Here is a 21525-nt window from a genome sequence, read left to right as displayed (position 1 = left end):
GACCGGCACGCGGCCGGTCGTATCGCTGAAAAGACGGACATGCACTCGTTGACAGACCGGCTGACCGACCTGGTCGACTCGGCCCCGGCGTGGGCGGTCTATCTGATTGCGACGGGCGTCGTCTACTTCGAGACGGCCATCGCGATCGTCGGACTCGTCGCGCCCAGTGAGGCGGTCCTCATCGCGGCGGGCGTGGTGGCCGCCATCGGCAAGCCGAACATCGGCATCCTGGTGGCCGCGTGCGCGGTCGCCGCGATCGCAGGCGACGCGACCGGTTACGGGGTCGGCGTCCTCACCGGTCCGCGGCTGGCGCGGTCGCGCATGGGCCGGGCGATGGTGCGGCGCGCGATCCGGTCGGGATACCAGTCCCCGAAGGCGGGCGACGCGATCCTGGCGATCGCGTCCGCACGCTGGGTCGGGTATGTCCGCAGCGTGACGCCGCTGCTGGCGGGTACGAGGCGGATGCAGTTCCACCGCTTCGCGATCGCCGCGGCGATCGGCGGTGTCACCTGGACGGCGACCGTCCTCCTCGTCTCCTACGGCGTCGGCGCGACGCTCGGCGCGGAGGTGGCGCTGATCGTGGCGGTGAGCGTCGGTCTGGCGTCGTTCGGGTTCTTGGTCTTCCGGAGAGTACGGGCTCGGCGGGCGGCGAAGCACGGCACGGACTGAGACCGCTCCTGCTCGCGGGGGTCAGTTCTCCTCGGGATGGCGCGGATAGGTCGACAGCAGCGGCAGCGGCCACGGCTGGCGAGCCAACACGCGCTGCCACACGTCGACGGCCGGCTCGGAGAGCAGATCGGTCGGCAGTCCCTGCGCGACGATCCAGCTGCCCTCGGCGAGCTCCTCGTCGAGTTGGCCCGCGTCCCAGCCCGCGTATCCGGCGAAGATCCGCACGCCGGTGAGCACCTGCGCGAGCTCGTCGGGATCGGCGTCCAGATCGACCATCGCGACCGGACCCAGAACCTGGTGCAGCTGGGGTTGCTTGGCGACGTCCACCCCGGTCTTCGCGACGCCGAGGCACAGCGCCGAGGAGGTCGCCACCGGCCCGCCGACGAAGACGGCGCGCGGACTGGCCGCCAGTTCGGTCCAGGCGGGGAGCACGTTGTAGACGGCGGCGTCCGACATCCGGTTCAGCACGACGCCGAGAGTGCCCTGCGGATCGTGCTCGATCACGTAGATCACCGTGCGCGCGAAGGTCGGTCCCGTGAGAGCGGTGGACGCGATCAACAGGCTTCCCGCACTCACCTCGGGCTGGTTGGTCAGATAGTCGGCGCCGGACACCCCTCAATCATGACACTCACCACCCGTCGACGCCCTCACCCCGACTCACAATGAGCCGTAAACTCGACTGGTGAAGAGTTTGCAGTCGGTGACGCACGCCCCCGGGCTGTTCCGGCTGCTGGGCGTTCGGTTGCTGAGCCAGCTCAGTGACGGCGCATTCCAAGCGGCGCTGGCCTTCTCGATCCTCTTCAATCCCGACCGGCACACCGATCCGATGGCGATCGCCGGCGGGTTCGCGGTGCTGCTGCTCCCCTATTCGCTGCTCGGTCCGTTCGCCGGCGCCCTGCTCGACCACTGGGATCGGCGGCGCGTCCTGCTCTGGGTGAATCTGCTGCGGGCGGCGGCCGTCGTCCTGGTGGCGATCACCATGAGCACGAGCACCCCGGAGCCGGTGGTTCTGCTCTCCGCCCTGCTGGTCACCGGCTGCAGCCGATTGGTCGCGTCGGGACTGTCGGCGAGTCTGCCGCACGTCGCGCCGCCTGCCTTGATCGTGGAGATGAACGCTGTGTTCACGACGATCGGGGCGGGCATGCTCGCGGCCGGAGCCGGGGTGTCCGGTGTCCTCCGGATGATCTTCGGCGCCGACAACGGCGGGTCGGGCGCCACCCTGCTGGCGGGTGCGGTGTTCGCCGTCTGCTCGGCGCTGATGGCCTCGCGCTTCGCCACCCGACAGCTCGGCCCCGACCGGCCCGACGGCGTCGGGCACACAGTCGTGTATTCGGTGGCGCGCGGACTCTCGCACGGTCTTCGCGCCGTCGCCCGGACACCGAGCGTCGCGATCGTCCTGGGCGCGATCGGCAGCCACCGCATCGTCTTCGGCTTCAACACCCTGATGTTCCTCATGCTGGTCCGGAACACCGAGCTGGGTGACGCGCTCGGGGCCGACGTGCGGGCCATCTCCATCATCGGCGGCGCCGTGGCGATCGGCGCATTGCTGGCCGCCGGAACGACTCCGGTCTCGGTGCATCGGCTCGGGCGCCGGGGCACCGTCGCGACGTCGCTGGTGATCGGTGCGATAGCCGAGCTGATGCTCCTGTCCGTCCGTCCGGTTCCGGTGCTGGTGGCCGCCCTGTTGATAGGGCTCGCGGGGCAGACCATCAAACTCTGCGGCGACGTCGCGATGCAGTGCGACATCGACGACTCGTACCGCGGGCAGGTGTTCGCGGTGCAGGATGCGTTGTTCAACACCGCCTTCGTCGCGGCGATCTTCGTCGCGGCGCTGGTGATCCCGACGACCGGCTTCAGCGTCCCGCTGATCGTGGCCGGATCAGCGTTGTACGTGGTCGCCGCGGCGGGCGTCTGGCGCTCGGGTCAGCGGGTGGAGGGCTCCGCCGAGCCGGTCCTGCTGCCGGAGCCGATCTCCCGGTAGGAGTCGGCGAAACCGTCGCCGTCCGCGTCGATGAGCACCGTGTCGGGGGTTCCGTCGTCGTCGGAGTCGAGAGCGACCTCGCGCGGAGTGGGCGGCACCGCTGGGGTATCCGGGGCGGATGCCGTGTCCCACAGACCGCGTCCGGAGTCGGTGTAACGCGATTCCGGCACGCCGTCGTCGTCGAGGTCGAGTGCGACGAGGTCGGCGACGCCGTCGTGGTCGGTGTCGGTCATCGCATCGTCGATCAGTCCGTCACCGTCGAAGTCCAGCGCCACCGATTCGGGAACTCCGTCGCCGTCCAGGTCGAGATCGGCGGTGCTCCGCCACTGGGACATCGTTCCGTCGCCGGTGCCGAAGAAGTACTCGATGACGGTGTCCATACTGGTTGGACGCGCGAGGGCGGCCCGGCGGTTCCCGGACACGCCGGTCAGGCGGGTTCGGTGGCGGCCAGAGCCTGCTTCTCGTACCGGCTCGCCAGCATCGAGCACAGGATCAACTGGATCTGATGGAAGATCATCAGCGGCAGCACGATGAACCCGACGGCGCTGCCCGCGAACATCACCGAGGCGAGCGGAAGGCCGGTGGCCAGGGACTTCTTGGTGCCGCAGAATTGGATGGCGACGGTGTCCTCGCGGCTGAAGCCCAGCCGCTTCGGCAACCAGCCGGTGAGTGCGAGCATGCCGATCACGAACACCGTCGAGACGACGCAGACCACCACCACGTCCCAGACGCTGACGATCGACCACATGCCGGAGACGACGCCCTCGCTGAACGCGACGTACACGACGACGACGATCGAGCTGCGGTCGACATACTTGGTCGGTGCCGCGTACTTGCTCATGAAACCGGAGATGAGGGGTCGGCACAGTTGGCCGACGATGAACGGCACGAGGATCTCGAGCACGATCTTCGTGACCGACGAGGCGGTGATGTGCACGCCCGCGTCGGAACTCATCAGCAGGACCACCAGCAGCGGAGTCAGGAAGACGCCGATGAGGTTCGACGCCGAGGCGCTGACGATCGCGCCCGCCACATTGCCCCGCGCGATCGAGGTGAACGCGATCGACGACTGGACGGTCGACGGGACGAGCGTCAGATAGAGCATGCCCTGGGCGAGCTGATCGCCGATGATCGGTGCGAGCACCGGCTGCAGGATCAGGCCGATGATCGGGAACAGCACGAAGGTGAAGCTCAGGATGGTCAGATGCAGGCGCCAGTGGGTGAGGCCGTCGAGCGCCTCACGCGGGTGCAGGCGAGCGCCGTAGAGGAAGAAGAGCAGGCCGATGAGGATCGTGACGACCCAGTCCATGACGTCGGCGAACGTTCCCTTCGCGGGGAACACCGCGGCGACGACGACGGCGAGCAGGATCGACAGCACGAAGCCGTCGATCGGAGAGCGATCGAGGAGTTTGCGCACGGCGGCCTAGACGGGGTTGTTGTGCGGGTTGTCCTCCGACAGGCACATGCCGCTGAGTGCGCACGATCCGCAGCTCGACTCGCCGCAGTCGGCGGCGGGGTCTTCGTCGCAGGTCGCGGACGTGTCGGCGCATCCGCCGGCAGTGGAGTCGGTGGAGTCGGAGCAGCAACCGCAGCCCGCCGCCTCGGGAACTGGCACGCTCTGCGCGGCCTGGATGGCCATCCCGCCGACCGCGGAGATCACCAGCACGGCGACCACGATGCCGAAGAGCGCGGACAGAAAGCCCCAGTCGCCGAGCGCGAGTCCCAGGCCGCCGGTGACGGCGAGGATCACGCCGGCCCCGAGGTAGCCGGGTGCGGCCACTCGGTTGGCGACGGCGAACGTCTCGTCGGTGCGGAGAGTCTCGGGCGACCGGACGCCCACCCAGCGGTTGCGGCGCAGCGCACCGGTGAGGGCGGCGACGCCTACTCCCAGCCATCCGGCCGCGAGCACCAGTGCGAGAACTGAGATGACGGTGGACGCGATAGACACAAGGCCACTGTACGACGACGTGCACGCGGGCCCTAAACCGATTTATGCCGGTGTGCGCAGCACCTCAACGGGAGGTGAGGTGCTTTTGGGCGGTGGGCGGCGAGGATTTACGCTGGTCGGGTGACTTCTGCTGATTCGACGAATCGTCCGGCCGACAGCGCCGCCCATCGGTACACCGCGCAGACCGCCGGCGAGCTCGAGGCGCGCTGGCAGGAGTTCTGGACGCAGAACCAGACGTTTGCCGCCCCGAACCCGGTCGGTCCGCTGGCGGGGGACTTCTCGGAGTTCTCCGGCGACTCCCCCGACGCCGTCGACAAGCTGTTCGTCCAGGACATGTTCCCGTACCCGTCCGGCGCGGGCCTTCACGTCGGGCACCCGCTCGGGTTCATCGCCAGCGACGTGTTCGCGCGGTTCCAGCGGATGACCGGCAAGAACGTCCTGCACACCATGGGCTTCGACTCGTTCGGCCTGCCCGCCGAGCAGTACGCCGTGCAGACGGGCACGCACCCGCGCACGACCACCGAGGCCAACATCGAGCGGTATCTGCAGCAGATCCGCCGACTGGGTCTGGGCCACGACGAGCGGCGTCGAGTGGCGACCACCGACATCGACTTCTACCGCTGGACGCAGTGGATCTTCCTGCAGATCTACAACTCCTGGTTCGATGCGGAGCAGGGCCGCGACCCGTGCTGGAGGACCCGGAAGGCAGGTCGCATCGTGCCCCGACGCGGCCAGAGGCGACCATGCGTCGACCCGAGGAGCGACGGCAGGACCACAGTCCGCGAGAGCACCGTCGTGACGTGCTCGACGAGCATCGTCTCGTCTACCTGAGCAATTCGCTGGTCAACTGGTGTCCCGGGCTGGGTACCGTGCTGGCGAACGAGGAGGTCACCGCCGACGGACGCAGCGAGCGCGGCAACTTCCCGGTGTTCCGGAAGAACCTCCGTCAGTGGATGATGCGGATCACCGCCTACTCGGACCGCCTGCTCGACGACCTCGAGCTGCTCGACTGGCCGGAGAAGGTCAAGACCATGCAGCGGAACTGGATCGGCCGCTCGCGCGGTGCCCAGGTCCAATTCCCGGTGCCGGCAGCCGGGTCCGACGCCGTCATCGAGGTCTTCACCACCCGTCCCGACACCCTCTTCGGTGCCAGTTACATGGTCCTCGCGCCGGAGCATGAGCTGGTCGACGAGATCGTCGCGGAGCAGTGGCCCGACGGCACCGACGACCGCTGGACCGGCGGGAGTGCCTCGCCCGCCGAGGCCGTCGCGGCCTACCGCGCGTCGATCGCCGCCAAGAGCGACCTCGAACGCCAGGAGAACAAGGAGAAGACCGGTGTCTTCACCGGCGCCTTCGCCACGAATCCGGTCGACGGCCGCCCGGTCCCGGTGTTCATCGCCGACTACGTGCTCATCGGATACGGCACCGGTGCGATCATGGCCGTCCCCGCGCACGACACCCGCGACCACGAGTTCGCCACCGCCTTCGGGCTGCCGTTGCTCGAGGTCATCGGCTCCGAGCAGGGCGTGGTCGAGGAGGCCTACACCGGCGACGGTCCGCTGGTGAACTCCGGATTCCTCGATGGACTGACGGTCGAGGACGCCAAGGCGGCGATGATCGAGCGGCTGGAGGCCGACGGTACCGGTACCGGCACCGTCCAGTTCAAGCTGCGCGACTGGTTGTTCGCCCGCCAGCGTTACTGGGGCGAACCCTTCCCGATCGTCTACGACGCCGACGGTGCGCCGCACCCGCTGCCCGAGTCGATGCTGCCGATCGAGCTGCCGGAGGTGGCCGACTACCAGCCGGTCTCGTTCGACCCGGATGACGCCGACAGTGAGCCGTCTCCCCCGCTGGCCAAGGCCACCGAGTGGGTCACCGTCGAACTCGACCTGGGCAACGGCAAGCAGACCTACACGCGCGACACCAACGTGATGCCGCAGTGGGCGGGCAGTTCCTGGTACCAGCTCCGCTACATCGATCCGACCAACGAAGAGACCCTGTGCGCCAAGGAGAACGAGGCGTACTGGATGGGTCCGCGGCCGTCGATCCACGGCGAGCACGACCCCGGCGGCCTGGACCTGTACATCGGCGGTGTGGAGCACGCCGTGCTGCACCTGCTGTACTCGCGTTTCTGGCACAAGGTGCTCTTCGACCTCGGCTACGTCACCAGCAGTGAGCCGTACCGTCGCCTGTTCAACCAGGGCATGATCCAGGCGTACGCCTACACCGATTCGCGCGGCGTGTACGTGCCTGCCGAAGAGGTCGTCGAGCGCGACGGCGCGTTCTTCCACGGCGACGAGCAGGTGACCCAGGAATACGGGAAGATGGGCAAGTCGCTCAAGAACTCCGTCGCTCCGGACGACATCTGCCGCGACTACGGCGCCGACACCCTGCGTGTGTACGAGATGTCGATGGGGCCGCTGGACCAGTCGCGCCCGTGGGCCACCAAGGACGTCGTCGGCGCGCAGCGCTTCCTGCAGCGCGTATGGCGACTCGTCGTCGACGAGGAGACCGGCGCGGTCCGGGTCACCGACGACGCACCGTCGGACGACGCGAACAAGGCCCTGCACAAGGCGATCGAGGGTGTGCGCGACGACTTCGCGAATCTGCGGACCAACACCGCGGGTGCCAAGCTGATCGAGCTGACCAATTACCTGACCAAGAACTACCCCGGCGGAGCCCCGCGCGAGACCGTCGAGGACCTGGTGCTGATGCTCGCTCCCCTGGCCCCGCACCTGGCCGAGGAGCTGTGGAACCGGCTCGGTCACGACGGCTCGCTCGCGCGCGGGCCGTTCCCGGAGGTCGATGAGCGCTGGCTCGTCGAGGACAGCGTCGAGATCCCGGTGGCGGTCAAGGGCAAGCCCCGCAGCCGCATCACGGTCGCCGTCGACGCCGACGAGGCGACCGTCGTCGCGGCCGCGCTGGCCGATCCGAAGATCGCCGGGCTCCTCGACGGCGAGCCGCGCAAGGTCATCTTCGTCCCCGGCAAGATGGTCAACGTCGTCCCGTAGGGAGGATCTCCCGCATTCGCGTAGTGCGACGGAGCCCGCGTAGTCCTGGACTACGCGGGCTCTGGTCTGTCACGCGGATGCGGCCGCGAGGCGCTCCAACCGTCAGACGGTGATGCGCTTCTGCTCCCCCACGCCGAACATGCCGTCCACGTTCAGCGTCGCGTGCTGAGCGTTGATCATGCCCTCGTACCAGCCGTACGGCGCGTAGTACTCGGCGAGCATCTTGCGCGGCCCGACGTGCATCGTCGAACGGACCGTCGGGGTGAAGGTCACGTCCACGATGCCCGCGGCGTCGCGGATGAACCACTTGCCCCACGGGCCGTCGGGCCGGGTGACGGTGACGGGCGGCAGGCGATGCACCTGGTCGCCGATCCAGAGGGCGTTCTCGTTGTAGACACCCGGATTCCGGGTCTGATTGTGCGTGAGGTTGAAGCCCTCCACCACGCCAGTCTGGTTGCGGCGGATGCCGGTGACCCAGTCGTACTTCATCGGGCGGGGGTAGTCGCCGTGGTGGTCGTCCAGGATCAGGTAGCCGCGATCGTCCGCCAGGCCGACGTGCTCGCCGCCGATCAGCAGTGAGCCCGACGCGGGCATCATCGCCTTGTGCGAGTACAGCGCCTTGTTCTCGCTGAACGGGTGGACGATCACCAGGTGTCCGGCCCGGCCGGGCGCGCAGTCGCCGGTGATGTGCAGCCCCAGCTCCGGCTTCAGCGCCGTGCCGCGGTGGACGGCGTCGACGGTCAGCACGCCGTCGGGCAGGTTGTTGCCGATCTCGACCTTCAGTCCGGCGAACTCGCCCTCGGAGACGGTGTCGTCGAGTCCGCGCGCCACGTGCAGCATGGCAGACGGCAGCTTGGTCTCCCACCGGGCGATGGTCGCGGCGTTCTTGTCGACGACCAGCACCTGCAGCAGACCGACGGACTTCGCGTTGTAGACGGCGCCGAGGACGAAGCGGTCGTCGTCGCCGAGCTGAAACGCCTCCCATTCCTTGAGTCCGGAGTTGCGCACCTGCCTGCGGAGCGGCGCCAGCGGGCCGGTTCCGGCGGCGTCCAGCGGATTGATATCGGGGATCGCCTGGTCATAGGTGCCGAAGTTGTACTTGCCGGAGGACACCAGCGACTGCGGCGGAGCGGTGGCGACGGGAGGAAAGACCACGGTGTTCATCGATCTCGACCATAGTCCAGCGACGTCTCCGTCGGACCGCCGGTCGCGGCGGGCGCTCCGCAGGGGGTCGACAACTAACTTACTCAGTAGTAAGGTGGGCGCATGGCAATCAACCTTGAGCTCCCGGAGAAGCTGAACTCCACGGTCGAGCGCGCCCGACTTGCTGCCGAGCACATCTTCCGGCCGATCTCGCGCAAGTACGACAAGGCCGAGCACGAGTACCCCACCGAACTCGACGAGCTCGGCAAGATCGCCAAGCAGGCTCGCGGCGGCGACAAGGCGGCCGACAAGGCGGCGAAGTCCGCCGACGACTCGGTGAACGGCGCGAACATGCGCTCGGTGCTCAACGCCCGTGAGCTGGGCTGGGGCGACGTCGGCCTGATGCTCTCCATCCCCTACCAGGGCCTGGGAAATGCCGCGATCGCCGCGGTCGCGAACGACGACCAGCTCGAGCGATTCGGTGACGTCTGGGCCGCGATGGCCATCACCGAGCCGGGCTTCGGGTCGGACTCGGCGGCGGTCTCGACCACCGCGGTTCGGGACGGCGACGACTACGTCATCAACGGTGAGAAGATCTTCGTCACCGCGGGCAGCCGCGCCGACCACGTCGTCGTGTGGGCGACGCTGGACAAGACCATCGGCCGCGCCGCGATCAAGAGCTTCGTGGTGCCGATGAACTCCGGCGGCGTCACCGTCGCTCGCCTGGAGCACAAGCTGGGCATCAAGTCCTCCGACACCGCCGTCGTTCGGTTCGAGGACGTCCGGGTTCCGTCGGAGAATCTTCTCGGTACGCCGGAGATCCAGGTCAAGACCGGTTTCGGTGGCGTGATGCAGACCTTCGACAACACGCGTCCAGTCGTCGCCGCGATGGCCGTCGGTCTCGGCCGGGCGGCGCTGGAAGAGCTGCGTCGCATGCTCGAGGAGGCCGGCCACGAGATCGACTACGACCGTCCCGCCGCCGCACAGCACGCGTCGGTCGCCGAGTTCATCCGACTCGAGTCCGATTGGGAGTCGTCGTGGATGCTGACCCTCCGGGCGGCCTGGATGGCGGACAACTCCGAGCCCAACTCCGCCGAGGCGTCGATGTCCAAGGCGAAGGCCGGACGCATGGTCACCGACCTCACCAACAAGGCCGTCGAGATCGGTTCCACCGCCGCGTTCTCCGAGACGGAACTGCTGGAGAAATGGGCGCGTGACTCGAAGATCCTGGACATCTTCGAGGGCACCCAGCAGATCCAGCAGCTGATCATCGCCCGCCGAGTGCTGGGCAAGAGCAGCGCCGAGCTCAAGTAGTCTCGCGCGACAGTAGCCAGGAGACCGGCCCTGAGGGGTGCCGGTCTCCTGTGCTTTGTACCGCTCAGACGGCGCGAGGCATGTACATGATGATCGCCACGCCGACCAGGCAGATCAGCGCTCCGATCACGTCCCAGCGGTCGGGCCGGTAGCCGTCGGCGATCATCCCCCACAGCAGTGATCCGGCGATGAAGATCCCGCCGTACGCGGCGAGGATGCGTCCGAACTCTGCATCGGGCTGCAGCGTCGCCACGAACCCGTAGACGCCGAGGGCCGCCACCCCGGCACCGACCCACAGCCAGCCGCGGTGCTCGCGGATCCCCTGCCAGATGAGCCAGGCTCCGCCGATCTCGGCGAATGCGGCGAGCGCGAACAGGATCAGCGAGCGGGTGACGGTCATGGCTTCCGATCTTGCCAGCCGCGTCGAATACGTCGAGCCGCCGATTCGCACCGGACGCCGGACGAGGCGGCCGGTCCCCTGTTACCCTGCCAACTAGAACGTGTTCCAATTCAGGGAGAAGAAATGACTGCTGAGCAGCAGGAGATCGGTCTGTCCGAGAAGATCGCGGCGACCGTCCAGGCCTATATCGACGGCCTCAACTCGGGGTCGGCGGAGGACATCGCGGACCTGTACGCCGACGGAGCGACCGTCGAGGACCCGATCGGCGCACCGGTGCGCAGCACGCGGGCGGAACTGGTCGAGTTCTACGGGATCATCACCGGTCTGGACAGCCGCGAGGCGACGCTGAAGTGGACCAAGATCGCCGGCGACACCGCCGTCTTCGAATTCACCCTGGTCACCGGCACCGCGGGGATGAGCTTCGAGATCACTCCGGTCGACATCATGGTGTTCGACGACGCGGGCAAGATCGTCAGCATGCGCGCGGTCTGGGAGCAGTCGGACCTCAAGCAGCTGTAGGTCGTGTGGTCCTACACTCTGCGTGATGCGCGGGGTCGTAGGACGATCTCGGTGGGATGCGAGTCGGCGGGTGCGGTGACGGCGGCGGCCACCGCGGCGGCCACCGTCTCGGCGCGCAGGTACTTCGAGGGGTCGTACTCGCCGCCTTCGAAGGCCACGATGTCGCGCTGCATGTCGGTGTCGCGGCTCTTCCGACCGCAGTCCGTCAGCGAGGGCTCGGAGCGCGAATTTGCTTGCGGCATAAGGTGTCCAGTTCGCCCGCACGTTCATTCCGGCGCCCGAGTTGAGGAAGACGACGTGGCCCGCGGCGGTGCGCAGCGCCGGCAGCAGGAGCCGGGTGGTCTCGGCGGCGGCGATCACGTTGACGTCCATCACCTGCCGCCACTCCTCGACCGGCGTGTCGGCGACGGCCTCGAGGCTGCTGGAGACGCCCGCGCTGTGGACCAGTACGTCGAGCGTGTCGATCGACTCGAGTGCGGTCTCCAGGGCGTCGTAGTCGGTGAGGTCGACGGCGAGCGTCACCGCACCGTCGAATTCCATTGCCAGACTGTCGAGTTCGGCGGACCCACGGCCCCCGAGAATGAGATCGTGAGTCGGTGCGAGGGCTTTCGCGACCTGCGCACCGACTCCACGACTGGCTCCGGTGATCAAAGCGGTAGGCATACCGCCGATCCTATTGAATCTCAGCGGCCGGGGTCAGAACTCCTCTGCGCCCACGAGGACCGCGTCGGCGGGCACGGCGTGCTCGTCCGGCTTGCTGCCGCCGGCGATCACCAGGGCGGCGACGGCGAGCGCGCAGTATCCCGCGGCGAACCAGAACGGTGCGGCCATGCCGAACCACTCGGCGAGGTAGGCGACCATGACGGCCGAGGCGGCGGCGCCCATCCAGCGGAGGAAGCTGTAACCCGCGCTGGCGACCGACCGCGGTGTCGACGCGTCCGCAGCGGACATCGCGACCCCGGTGAACAGGGTGTTCAGCACACCGGACGGGATGCCCGAGACGACGACCGCGAGACCGATCAGCCACACCTGGTGGTCGGCGACGCCGACGGCGGCCATGACCATGGTGACGAGGTAGGCGCCGATGGCGGCCAGCACGCCGCCTCGCGCACCGATGGCCGATGCGAGGCGCGGCCCGATGAACACGCCGGACAGCGCGGTCAGCAGACCCCAGCCGAAGAACACCATGCCCGCATAGATCGGGCGCAGGCCCATGGCGATCGGCGACCACGCGATGACGGTGAACAGGGCGCCGGTGTAGAAGGCCGATCCGATCGAGTTGATCAGCAGCGTACGGTTCTTCAGGGCCCTGATCGGGTCGAGCAGCTTGACCGGTTGGCGCTGTTCACGAGGCCCGTCGGACGGCAGCATGATCGCGCACATCACGGCGCCGGCGAGCATCAGTAGCGCGGTGCCCGCGAACGGTGCGCGCCAGGTCCATTCGCCGAGAACGGCGCCCAGCAGCGGTCCGACGGCCAGGCCTGCGCCGAGCGCGGCTTCGTACAGCAGGATCGCGCCCTGCTGTCCGCCGGTGGCCTGGCCGACGATGAAGGCCAGCGCGGTCGCGATGAACAGCGCATTGCCGAGGCCCCAGATCACGCGGAGGGCGATGAGCTGGTCGATGTTGCTCGCGAAGGTCGACAGGCCCGCAGCCACGACGATGCACGCCAGGCCCGTCGTCAGCGTGCGCTTGGGCCCGAATCGGTAGGCGGCCCAGCCGGTGAGCAGCATCGCCACCACCTGGACGCCCATGTAGACGCCGAAGAGCAGCGTCAACTTGGTCTCGGGCGCGCCGAGCGCCTCGCGGATGGTGTTCAGGATGGGATCGACGAGGCCGATGCCCATGAAGGCGATGACCGCGGCGAACGCGGTCACCCAGACGGTGCGTGGCTGGCCTTTGAAGGCCGCGGTGAGGGAGTGCTCTTCGGCGCTCATGACAGCTCCATTCGGGTTTGCAGTTCACGCAGGGCGGGCAGAGCGGCTGCCAGGGCTGCGCGGTGGTCGTCGGACAGGGTCTCCAGGGCCCGGGTGACGTTGTCGTCGCGACTGGTCCGGATGTCGGAGACGATGGCGACACCGTTGTCGGTGGGGGCGACGAGGACGGCGCGGCGGTCGTCGGGATCGGGGTCGCGGGTGACGTACCCGTCGCGAAGCAGGCCGTCGATGAGGGCGGTGGCCGTCGGCATCCGGATGGACTCGCGGTCGGCGAACTCGCCCATTCGCATGGGGCCGTAGTCGACGAGTGCGGCGAGTCCGGACGCCTGCGCAGCGCTGAGCTCATTGATCGGCGAGTTGCGCCGCAACGTGAGGTACAGGCGCGTCACGGTGTGGCGCAGTCCTGAGGCCAGGTCGGGAGAGTCGTTGTCGATCACAATTCGTAAGGCTAATACTTCGTAAGGCTAAGTAAAAGGGCGGTATCCGACCATCAACCCTCTGACCTGGGTGTTCCAGTCAGAAAATGACAATCATCACATGAGAGGACCCTGAGAGAAGGCCGACATCGGTGATCTAGAAGCGTCCGCCGGTGCCGATCCGACCTGAGCTCGACGACCCGCCGTACGAACCGGGGCTGCGGCCGCCGGCACTGTATCCGCCCATCCCCGCGCGTTCCCAGGAACCGCCGCGGGAAGAGCCGCGCAGGACGCTGTCGACCAGGATTCCGGTGAGCACGGCTCCGGTGTCGAAGCCGGTCGCCGGCCGCGCGGCGTCCTCGCCGCGTTGCTGCTCGGTCCACGCGACGACGTCGTTCTGCGCCGCCATCAGCGCTTCGTCGGCGCTCCGCGACGCTCGGCGTGCCTTCTCGAGGGCCGCCTCCGGGTCGGCGTCGGCCAGGCCGACGGCCTCCGATCCGAGCTGCTGGGCGCGTGAGAGCCGGGTGCGGGCGACCGAACCGATCGCGCCGCGCCGCGTCTCGATGAAGTCCGCGGCCGCCTGGGTCTTCGCCTCGGCGGTCTCGAGTGCGTTGGTGACCAGCTGGGTGGTGCGGGCGACCTTGTCCGCGGCGTCGTGCGCCGCGCCCAGCTTCTCCGCGAGGTCGGCGTCGGCGTCGGAGAGTCCGGCGAACGAGCCCAGCGGGTCGGTCTCCGCCTCGGACTCCGCGGTGGCGAGGGCGACGCGGGCCTTCTCGACGGCGGCGACCAGATCTGCGGGGGCGTCGGGGAGCTGCTGCGCCTCCGCGACGGCTGCGGTCACGTCGGCGATCAGCGGCGCGAGCCCGTCGCGTGCGCGACCGATGGTGTCGTCGGCCGAGTCGATCGCGTCCAGGAGCTTGGCGGCGGTCTCCAGGGCGCCCTCGGCCGAGCGGATGTCCGCGACCACGGGTCCCTGTCGGCCGGCCGGCAGGGCCACGGCCTCGCGACCCTGGTCGGTGCTGTCCTCGGCGAACTGCAACTGCTGCCGGGCGAGTTCGACGTTTCCGCTGATCGAGGCGATCACCGCACCACCGTGTCGGTCGGTCAGCTCCGTCAGGGTCGCCTCTGTCTGCGGCACTCGCGCGGAGATCTCCACCCGCCGGCGGGTGAGCTCGTCGAGGCGGTCCTCGGCGTTGATCAGGAGATTTCGCATGGCGTCGAACTTCTCGACCTGCTCATCGAGCAATGCATCCGCGTCGGAGCACGCGGTGATGATCTGGACCAGCATGGATCGCTGCTCGTCCGGGGTCTCGGCCACCTTGTCGTCCAGTCGCTGACGGAGCGCGAACGACGACGCGAGCACGCGCTGCGCGGCGGCCAGCGCGGCGGTGAACGGCGCCGCATCGGCGTCGCCGAACTCGTCGATGGCCAGCTGCAACTCATCTGCGCTGGTCTTGACCGCGTTATCGGTGTCCGTGAGGACCTCGCGGGACCACGCGTGCAGCACGTCGAGGGGCTGCTCGGACAGCTGGTCGACGGTCAGTGAGTCGCTCGATTCCCGCAGATCGTCGACCGCCTCGGCCTGCTCGGTCCGGCGGCGTCGTCGCAGGAACGCAAACGCGCCGCCGCCGAGCACCAGGAGGACGACGATCACGCCCATGATGATCGCCGCGGTGTGCGAATCGTCGGTCGCCGAGGCATCGTCGACGGCGGTGACGGTGTCGAGTGCGGATGCGGCCCACGCCGATCGCTTCAGGTCGGGTACCAGGGTGTCGGTCGCGATCGCGTTGATCTCGTCCTGGGTCAGCTCATCGATGGCCTCGGGTGTCGTCAGCCGATAGCTCTTGTCCCTGGTCGCAACCGCGAGTAGGACGTCGCGATCGCCGAACTCGCTGAGCGACTCGGTCTGTCGTGCCCAGTCGGCGGCCGTCAGACCGTCGAAGGAGTCGACGTACACCACCCACATCTGGATTCGGCGGTCGTTGTAGAGCCGGTCGATCGCGTCGGCGATCTCGTCGTGATCTGTAGACGAGAAGACGCCCGCGGTGTCGACGATCTGATCGGCCATCCGGAGCGGCGCCTGGGCGCGCGTCGAGCCCGTCCCGGCGACGAGGGACGCGGCGACCATCGCGAGTGCCGACAGCGTGACCATGAGTAGACGGACCCGGGTCAGACGCTGAATGCTCGCGAAGATCATGGACTCAATCTAGCTTGTGAGTCGGACGGTTCCGGCTCGGCGAAGGGGGTGCGGTGGGTAACGAATGGGATGCGATCGTCGTCGGCGCTGGGCCGAACGGATTGACCGCCGCGGCGGTTCTCGCACGGGCCGGGCGATCGGTGCTGGTAGTCGAATCGGCCGACACGATCGGCGGCGGAACGCGAACCGACGAAGCGTTCGGAACCGGCATTCGGCGCGATGTCTGCGCCGCGGTGCACCCGACCGGGTTCTCGTCGCCGGCTTTCGCGGAACTGGGCGTGTCGGAACGGGTCGAATGGTGCGTGCCCGACGTGTCGTTCGCGCACGCCTTCTCGGCGGCCGACGGGCTCGGTGTCTACCGGGATCCGGCGGCACTGGAAGGGGAGTTGGGTGGCGACGCCGCGGCGTGGCGGCGGACCGTCGGATGGGACGTCGAGGTGGCGCACGACGTGCTCGGGATGCCGGGCCTGCCGCGACGGCCCCTGTCGATGGCGGGTTTCGGGCCGCTGGCACTGGCACCGCTCGATGCGTTCACGCGTTCGGCGTTCCGGGACGAGCGGGTCCGGACGACGTTCGCCGCCGTCGCCGCCCATGCGGGGCGGCCGACGAGGTCTGCGGCCTCGACGGCTCCGGGGCTGCTTCTCGGACTGCTGGCCGCACCGGGGTGGCCGGTTGCCGCCGGGGGCTCCCAGTCGATCGCCGACGCCCTGGCGGCGATCGTCCGCGAGAACGGCGGGGCGATCGAGACAGGTTCGTACATAACGGATTTCGACGAGCTCCCCGCTGCGCGGCAGTACTTCTTCGACGTCTCGCCGCGGGCGCTGACAGCGATCATGGGGGACCGGCTGCCGTCGCGGTATCGACGCCGTCTCGACGGATTCACCTACGGCGGCGGCGTGTGCAAAGTGGATTTCCTTCTGCGCGAACCGATTCCGTGGACCGGTCGAGGTGCGGCGGCGCTCGGTGCCACCGCGACCTTTCACATCGCTCGCGACCGCGCGCAGATCCGCGCCACCGAGGATGCGGTCGCGGCGGGAAGGCTGCCGGAACGGCCGTGGGTTCTCGGCGGGGAGCCGACGCGCGTCGACCGGTCGCGAGCTCCGGCGGGCACTCATCTGGCGTGGGCGTACTGCCATGTCCCGGCGGGGTGCGAGGCCGACGTCTCCGACCTCATCGTTGCCGAGATCGAAAGGTGCGCACCAGGATTCAGCGATCTGATCGCCGAGAGGACGGTGATGACAGCGGCCGCTCACGCACGGTACAACCCGAATTGCGTCGGCGGCGACATCAACTGCGGCGCGGCCAGCCTCCGGCAGCTGCTCGCCCGTCCGGTCCCGTCGCTCCGGCCGCATGAGACGCCGGTGCCGGGCGTCTACCTGTGCTCGTCCGCCGCGGCTCCCGGAGGAGGGGTCCACGGGATGTCGGGCTATCGGGCGGCGAAGACGGCGCTCGAGCGCGCCGATGCCCGACGTCGCTGAGCGGCGGGTCGGTGTTCAGCGCACCACGAGATCGGTGGTCGTGGCGCTCAAGGTGATCGGTGCGATGGACTTGCCGCGCATCCAGGTGTCGACGAACCGGCGCAGTTCGGGGTCGTGGGCGCGGTCGCGGTAGGCGTCGTGCGGAATCTCGATCGCGCCGACCAGATGGCGCGGAGTATCGGTCAGGCCGGGACGGCTCGGCGTCATCCGCATGCCGTCCGCGGTGTGCAGGACGATAGCGATCCGTCGCCCGCTGGGCGTGGTCACCGTCGCCTGCCGTGAGGTCACGGCCGGGTCGAAGGCGTCGACCGACAGGCGGTACCTGGACGGCGCGGCGGTCAGTCCGACCTCGTCGAGCATCCGCGGGTCGATGACGCTGTACGGCAACCCGATGTCGATGAGGGTCTGACCGTCGACCGCCGCGGTGCGGGAGGGGAGCGTCGTCGACAGATTCCACGGTTTCGGGGCGGCCAGGGTCTCCGACGAGCGGTCGGCGGCGGAGTTCGCCAGCATCCGGCCCTGCAGCGGGCTGCCAGTGGCCGTGAAGTTCCAGGTCTTCGCATGAAGACCCTTGTGCCAGAAGCCTATTCGCCCATCACGTCGGCCCTCGACACGGAGCTCGCGCTTCTCCGGGCCCGGGCCGGTGGAGGCGACGGTGATCGTGGAGGAGATCTCGCCGGGGATCTTCGGCTGCCGCGTCCAGTCGGCCGCGGGCAGCTGCACCGCGGCGGTCGAGCGGTCGAAGGTCTCCTGCGTCAGGTTGGTGGCGCTGGGCTTGCCGGTCTGCGGATCCCAGCTGTAGCGGAAGAACACCGAGTCCGCGCCCGACGAGTCGAAATCGAAAGTGCGCGTGAACATGTCGCCATATCGGTTGATCACGAAGGTGGTGGATCCGGCGGCGGAGAGGGACACCGACCGGAAGCGGCCGCCGAGGGGACTGCCGATCTCGTAGCTGTCGTCGTTCGGCAGCCATGGATCGGCGTAGGTGATGCGGCTGCCGTCACCGGTGAGTGCCGGGATCATGGTCATCTTGGCCTGACCGGAGGGGTGCACACGACCCGCGATGTCGAGGTAGGCACGGTTGTCCCACGGTGAGGTGACGGACAGGGCCCAGCCGCCGCGACGATCGTCGGGAAGCGTCCGGCCCGGGCCGGTCCAGAGCATCGCGCCCCACGCCGACGTCCAGTTCCACAGCAGCGGCGACTGCGTGACGTTGTCCATCGTGTAGATCCACCCGGCGCGGTCGACGCCGACCAGTTCGTCGTCGTCGAGCGAGATGCCGACGAGTCGCCCGCGCAGGCACGACGGCAGCGGGACGACGTGCCAGGTGCCGGTTTTGAGCGCGCGGGTCAGCAGGGTGCCGGAGTCGGTGAGCGCGAACTCCCAGAACCGGTTGTACTGGGTCTTCTCGGTGCGCAGGTCGACGCGGGCCGGGGCCTGGGCTCCGGTATAGGTCGCGAATCTGTCGAGTCCGGTCCGATCACCCGTCGACGGCACCCCGGGCGGGATCTGCGCGGTGCCGAACGGAACGCACGATGCGGGTGCGGCGTCGGCGCGCGGCGCACCGAGCAGTCCGAGGATCGCGATCGCGGCGATGCCGACCGCCGCCGCTCGCAGGCCGAGTCGTCGTCGGGGCAGGGATCGCGTCATGGTTCGCCAGACTATCGCGCGGCGCGAGGCCGCACGGTCGGACCGCCGATCCGGTGTGCTTGTCCGGTGGGTCAGCCCGCGCGGGCGTCGCGCCAGCGCACCAGTGCCTCGACCGCCGTCAGGTCGTAGTCGGGGCCGCCCGTCGCGACGGTCAGCAGCGTGACGCCCTCGGCGGTGATGTCGTCGGCGAATCGCAGCATCGCGTCGACGTCGCCGTCGTACCGGACCTCGGCGGACCGCTCGATCTCCGCGGGATCGCGGCCGACGTCGGCGCAGTGTGCGGCCAGCACCGACGACTTGTGGCGGTAGGACTCCACGTCGACGAAGGCATGCCAGATGTCCCCGTGCGCGGCGATGTGGCGAAGCGTCTTCTTCTCGCCGCTGCCGCCGATCAGGATCGGAATGTCCCGTGTCGGTTGCGGATTCAGCTTCGACAGTCGCTGCGAGATGCGGGGGAGCGACGCACCGAGGTCGTCGAGGCGGCTGCCCTTGGTGCCGAAGTCGTAGCCGTACTCGGTGTAGTCGCGCTGGAACCAACCGCTGCCGATGCCCAGGATCAGCCGACCGCCGCTGATGTGGTCGACCGTGCGCGCCATATCGGCCAGCAGCTCCGGATTCCGGTAGCTGTTACAGGTGACCAGCGCCCCGAGCTCCACGCGAGAGGTCTGTTCCGCCCAGGCGCCGAGCATCGTCCAGCACTCGAAGTGGGCGCCTTCCGCGTCGCCGTACAGCGGGAAGAAATGATCCCAGTTGAAGACGATGTCGACGCCGGAGTCCTCGGCGCGGACCACCGCGTCACGGATGAGGGAGTAGTCAGGGGAGTGCTGCGGCTGCAACTGGACACCGATGCGAATGGGAGCGGTCATGGGTCCAGTGTGCCGTGGACCCGCCGCACACGCCGGTTCTTGCCGGACGCGCAAACGGTGTCGCGGCGCAGCTGCGGCCCGTGGCAGCGTGGAGAAGTGACCGATCATCAACATCACCATGAGCAGCAAGAGGCGCCCCGCCATCCGGTATCCGCGGAGGAGTGGGACGAGCTCTACCAGACGTCTGATCGACTGTGGACGACCAATGTCAATCCGGCGGTGATCGCCGAGATCAGTGATCTCGCACCGGGTTCCGCCTTCGACCTCGGATGCGGCGAGGGCGCCGACGCGCGCTGGCTGGCCGATCGCGGGTGGACGGTGGTCGGCGCCGACATCTCGAAGGTCGCCCTCGAGCGGGCCGCCGCGGCCGATTCACGTGAAACAATCATCTGGCTTCCGTTCGACGTCACCGTCGACAGCTTCGACCGTCAGTACGACCTGGTCACGGCAGGCTACTTCCACATCGCGAGTGACGACGAGGGCACCCTGCACAAGCTCGCCGACGCCGTCGCGCCCGGCGGCACCCTCCTCGTCGTGATGCACGATCCCGAGGGAATGCGCGCCCACGGCCGCAGTCCCGACGGTTTCCTCTGGCCGGACGACATGGTCGCGATGCTCGGTGACAGCTGGACCGTGGTCACCAACGAGAATCGTGAGCGCGGCATCCCGGCAGGCGGCGGCCATCACGTGAACGACGTCGTGCTGCGGATGGTGCGGGACGCCTGACCCACCCTGCTTCGCAGCCCGGAGATGTCAGACCCCGGTGACATCATGCGGGCATGAGGATCGAGGCGGGCAGGCGAGAGCAGGCGTCGATCCTGCACGCCGATCTCGACTCGTTCTACGCGTCGGTGGAGCAGCGGGACGACCCTTCGCTGCGCGGCCGTCCGGTGCTGGTCGGCGGGGGTGTGGTGGTCGCCGCCAGTTATGAGGCCAAGGCCTTCGGCGTGCGGTCGCCGATGCCCGGCCACGAGGCGCGGGCACTGTGCCCCCGGGCGGTCATGGTGCGGCCGCGATTCGAGGCGTACACCGAGGCGAGCCGCGCCGTGTTCGGCATCTTTGCGGACTTCTCACCGCTGGTCGAGGGCATCTCGGTGGACGAGGCCTTCCTCGATGTCGGCGGGATGGGCAAGGTCGGCGGGACGCCCGTCACGCTCGCCGCGCGACTGCGTTCCCGGGTCCGAGACGAGGTTGGCTTGCCCATCACCGTGGGTGTCGCGACCAGCAAGTTCCTCGCCAAGGTGGCGAGCGCGGTGGGAAAGCCGGACGGGCTCCTCGAAGTCCCCGCGGGAGGTGAGCTCGCCTTCCTCCATCCGCTCCCGGTCCGCCGCCTCTGGGGCGTCGGAGTCAAGACCGAGCAGCGACTGCATGACGCCGGCATCGAGACGGTCGGGCAGATGGCGGCGCTCGGCGAGGATCGGCTGTCGATGCTGCTCGGCCGCGGCACCGGCAGGCACCTGTACGCGCTGTCGATGGCGCATGACCCACGACGGGTGCAGACCGGGAAGCGGCGACATTCGATCGGTGCCCAACGAGCGCTGGGGCGTCGCATCAAGACGGAGTCCGAGATCGAGGCGACGCTGGTCGGAATCGTCGACGGCCTCGGGAGACGGCTCCGAAAAGCCGACCGACTCACTCGAACAGTGGTGCTGCGCTTGCGGTTTCACGACTTCGACCGGGTGACCCGATCGCGCTCGCTGTTCGAGCCGACGGATCGGACGGAAGTGATCCTCGCCGTCGGACGCGGACTGCTCGAGGAGGCTATGCCGCTCATCCGCGAGCGCGGCTGCACCCTGATCGGGCTTTCGCTGACAAATCTCGCCGATCACGGTGCGGTGCAGTTGGCGATCCCGTTCGACGGCGACGATCACGGGGGAGAACTCGACGTCGCGATCGACTCGCTGCGCAGCCGATTCGGCAGGGGCGCGGTGACACGGGGAGTCCTGGTGGGTCGCCGGGACGTATCGGACATGCCGATGCTGCCGGACTGACGCGGGA

The 21525-nt window shown here is 68.7% G+C and carries 18 protein-coding genes and 3 pseudogenes; 9 read left to right on the top strand and 12 right to left on the bottom strand.

The window, feature by feature from the left end:
* Positions 1–39: 39 nt before the first annotated feature.
* Positions 40–669, top strand: coding sequence for a DedA family protein (locus SCNU_RS12985; protein ID WP_009679838.1), 630 nt, complete (start codon positions 40–42; stop codon positions 667–669).
* Between the two features lie 21 nt (positions 670–690).
* Here the strand turns inward: SCNU_RS12985 and SCNU_RS12980 are convergent, their stop codons facing one another.
* On the bottom strand, positions 691–1281 hold the full coding sequence (locus tag SCNU_RS12980) for a YqgE/AlgH family protein (RefSeq protein WP_009679837.1): 591 nt from the start codon (positions 1279–1281) through the stop codon (positions 691–693).
* Between the two features lie 70 nt (positions 1282–1351).
* Between SCNU_RS12980 and SCNU_RS12975 the strand changes: the two genes are divergently transcribed.
* The gene (locus SCNU_RS12975; RefSeq protein ID WP_009679836.1) at positions 1352–2650 is read left to right on the top strand and encodes an MFS transporter; all 1299 of its coding nucleotides are present in this window, start codon (positions 1352–1354) and stop codon (positions 2648–2650) included.
* Here the strand turns inward: SCNU_RS12975 and SCNU_RS12970 are convergent.
* From SCNU_RS12970 to SCNU_RS12960, 3 genes are read right to left on the bottom strand one after another with little or no spacing between them, the layout of a single operon-like run.
* Complete coding sequence (locus SCNU_RS12970) at positions 2593–3030, bottom strand: hypothetical protein (protein WP_009679835.1); 438 nt, start codon at positions 3028–3030, stop codon at positions 2593–2595. The genes SCNU_RS12975 and SCNU_RS12970 overlap by 58 nt on opposite strands.
* A gap of 47 nt (positions 3031–3077) precedes the next feature.
* Positions 3078–4067 carry a bile acid:sodium symporter family protein gene (locus tag SCNU_RS12965; protein ID WP_009679834.1) on the bottom strand — a complete coding sequence of 330 codons (990 nt, stop codon included), beginning with the start codon at positions 4065–4067 and terminating at the stop codon, positions 3078–3080.
* 6 nt (positions 4068–4073) lie between these two features.
* Positions 4074–4598: an SdpI family protein gene (locus SCNU_RS12960; protein WP_009679833.1), complete on the bottom strand. Its 525-nt coding sequence runs from the start codon at positions 4596–4598 to the stop codon at positions 4074–4076.
* A 120-nt stretch (positions 4599–4718) separates the two neighbouring features.
* Here SCNU_RS12960 and SCNU_RS20870 point away from each other — a divergent pair.
* Positions 4719–5276 (top strand): annotated as a pseudogene (locus tag SCNU_RS20870) (class I tRNA ligase family protein); the annotation flags it as partial.
* Between the two features lie 113 nt (positions 5277–5389).
* A pseudogene (leuS, locus tag SCNU_RS12950) lies at positions 5390–7609 on the top strand (leucine--tRNA ligase); the annotation flags it as partial.
* A 102-nt stretch (positions 7610–7711) separates the two neighbouring features.
* Here the strand turns inward: leuS and SCNU_RS12945 are convergent.
* Positions 7712–8773: a DUF2804 family protein gene (locus SCNU_RS12945; protein WP_009679832.1), complete on the bottom strand. Its 1062-nt coding sequence runs from the start codon at positions 8771–8773 to the stop codon at positions 7712–7714.
* Between the two features lie 102 nt (positions 8774–8875).
* On the opposite strand from SCNU_RS12945, the gene SCNU_RS12940 reads away from it, so the two are divergent.
* The gene (locus tag SCNU_RS12940; protein ID WP_009679831.1) at positions 8876–10066 is read left to right on the top strand and encodes an acyl-CoA dehydrogenase family protein; all 1191 of its coding nucleotides are present in this window, start codon (positions 8876–8878) and stop codon (positions 10064–10066) included.
* 64 nt (positions 10067–10130) lie between these two features.
* Here SCNU_RS12940 and SCNU_RS12935 read toward each other — a convergent pair whose 3' ends face one another.
* The gene (locus SCNU_RS12935; RefSeq protein ID WP_009679830.1) at positions 10131–10466 is read right to left on the bottom strand and encodes a YnfA family protein; all 336 of its coding nucleotides are present in this window, start codon (positions 10464–10466) and stop codon (positions 10131–10133) included.
* 123 nt (positions 10467–10589) lie between these two features.
* Between SCNU_RS12935 and SCNU_RS12930 the strand changes: the two genes are divergently transcribed.
* Positions 10590–10985, top strand: coding sequence for a nuclear transport factor 2 family protein (locus SCNU_RS12930; RefSeq protein ID WP_009679829.1), 396 nt, complete (start codon positions 10590–10592; stop codon positions 10983–10985).
* Between the two features lie 11 nt (positions 10986–10996).
* Here the strand turns inward: SCNU_RS12930 and SCNU_RS12925 are convergent.
* From SCNU_RS12925 to SCNU_RS12910, 4 genes and pseudogenes are all read right to left on the bottom strand, one after another.
* Positions 10997–11648: pseudogene (locus SCNU_RS12925) on the bottom strand (SDR family oxidoreductase).
* A 33-nt stretch (positions 11649–11681) separates the two neighbouring features.
* Positions 11682–12920, bottom strand: a complete 1239-nt coding sequence (locus SCNU_RS12920; RefSeq protein WP_009679826.1) for an MFS transporter — start codon at positions 12918–12920, stop codon at positions 11682–11684.
* Positions 12917–13357, bottom strand: coding sequence for a MarR family winged helix-turn-helix transcriptional regulator (locus tag SCNU_RS12915; protein ID WP_009679825.1), 441 nt, complete (start codon positions 13355–13357; stop codon positions 12917–12919). Before SCNU_RS12915 ends, SCNU_RS12920 begins: the two co-directional genes overlap by 4 nt.
* Before the next feature lie 136 nt (positions 13358–13493).
* Positions 13494–15533 (bottom strand): TPM domain-containing protein, encoded by a 2040-nt coding sequence (locus tag SCNU_RS12910; RefSeq protein ID WP_009679824.1) that lies wholly within the window; start codon positions 15531–15533, stop codon positions 13494–13496.
* A 53-nt stretch (positions 15534–15586) separates the two neighbouring features.
* Between SCNU_RS12910 and SCNU_RS12905 the strand changes: the two genes are divergently transcribed.
* Positions 15587–17011: a phytoene desaturase family protein gene (locus SCNU_RS12905; RefSeq protein WP_009679823.1), complete on the top strand. Its 1425-nt coding sequence runs from the start codon at positions 15587–15589 to the stop codon at positions 17009–17011.
* Positions 17012–17026: 15 nt separating this feature from the next.
* On the opposite strand, the gene SCNU_RS12900 is transcribed toward SCNU_RS12905, so the two are convergent.
* Positions 17027–18661, bottom strand: a complete 1635-nt coding sequence (locus SCNU_RS12900; RefSeq protein ID WP_009679822.1) for a hypothetical protein — start codon at positions 18659–18661, stop codon at positions 17027–17029.
* Between the two features lie 71 nt (positions 18662–18732).
* Positions 18733–19527 carry an LLM class F420-dependent oxidoreductase gene (locus SCNU_RS12895; RefSeq protein WP_009679821.1) on the bottom strand — a complete coding sequence of 265 codons (795 nt, stop codon included), beginning with the start codon at positions 19525–19527 and terminating at the stop codon, positions 18733–18735.
* A 96-nt stretch (positions 19528–19623) separates the two neighbouring features.
* Between SCNU_RS12895 and SCNU_RS12890 the strand changes: the two genes are divergently transcribed.
* Positions 19624–20253, top strand: coding sequence for a class I SAM-dependent methyltransferase (locus tag SCNU_RS12890; RefSeq protein WP_009679820.1), 630 nt, complete (start codon positions 19624–19626; stop codon positions 20251–20253).
* Positions 20254–20306: 53 nt separating this feature from the next.
* Entirely contained in the window at positions 20307–21518 is a 1212-nt protein-coding gene (gene dinB, locus SCNU_RS12885; RefSeq protein ID WP_009679819.1) for a DNA polymerase IV, read from the top strand.
* Positions 21519–21525: the final 7 nt, after the last annotated feature.

It is taken from the genome of Gordonia neofelifaecis NRRL B-59395 (assembly GCF_000192435.1).
GTDB classification, from domain to species: Bacteria; Actinomycetota; Actinomycetes; order Mycobacteriales; family Mycobacteriaceae; genus Gordonia; species Gordonia neofelifaecis.
The sequence above is the reverse complement of the archived record's forward strand: the minus strand, read 5'-3'. Positions and strand labels throughout refer to the sequence as shown.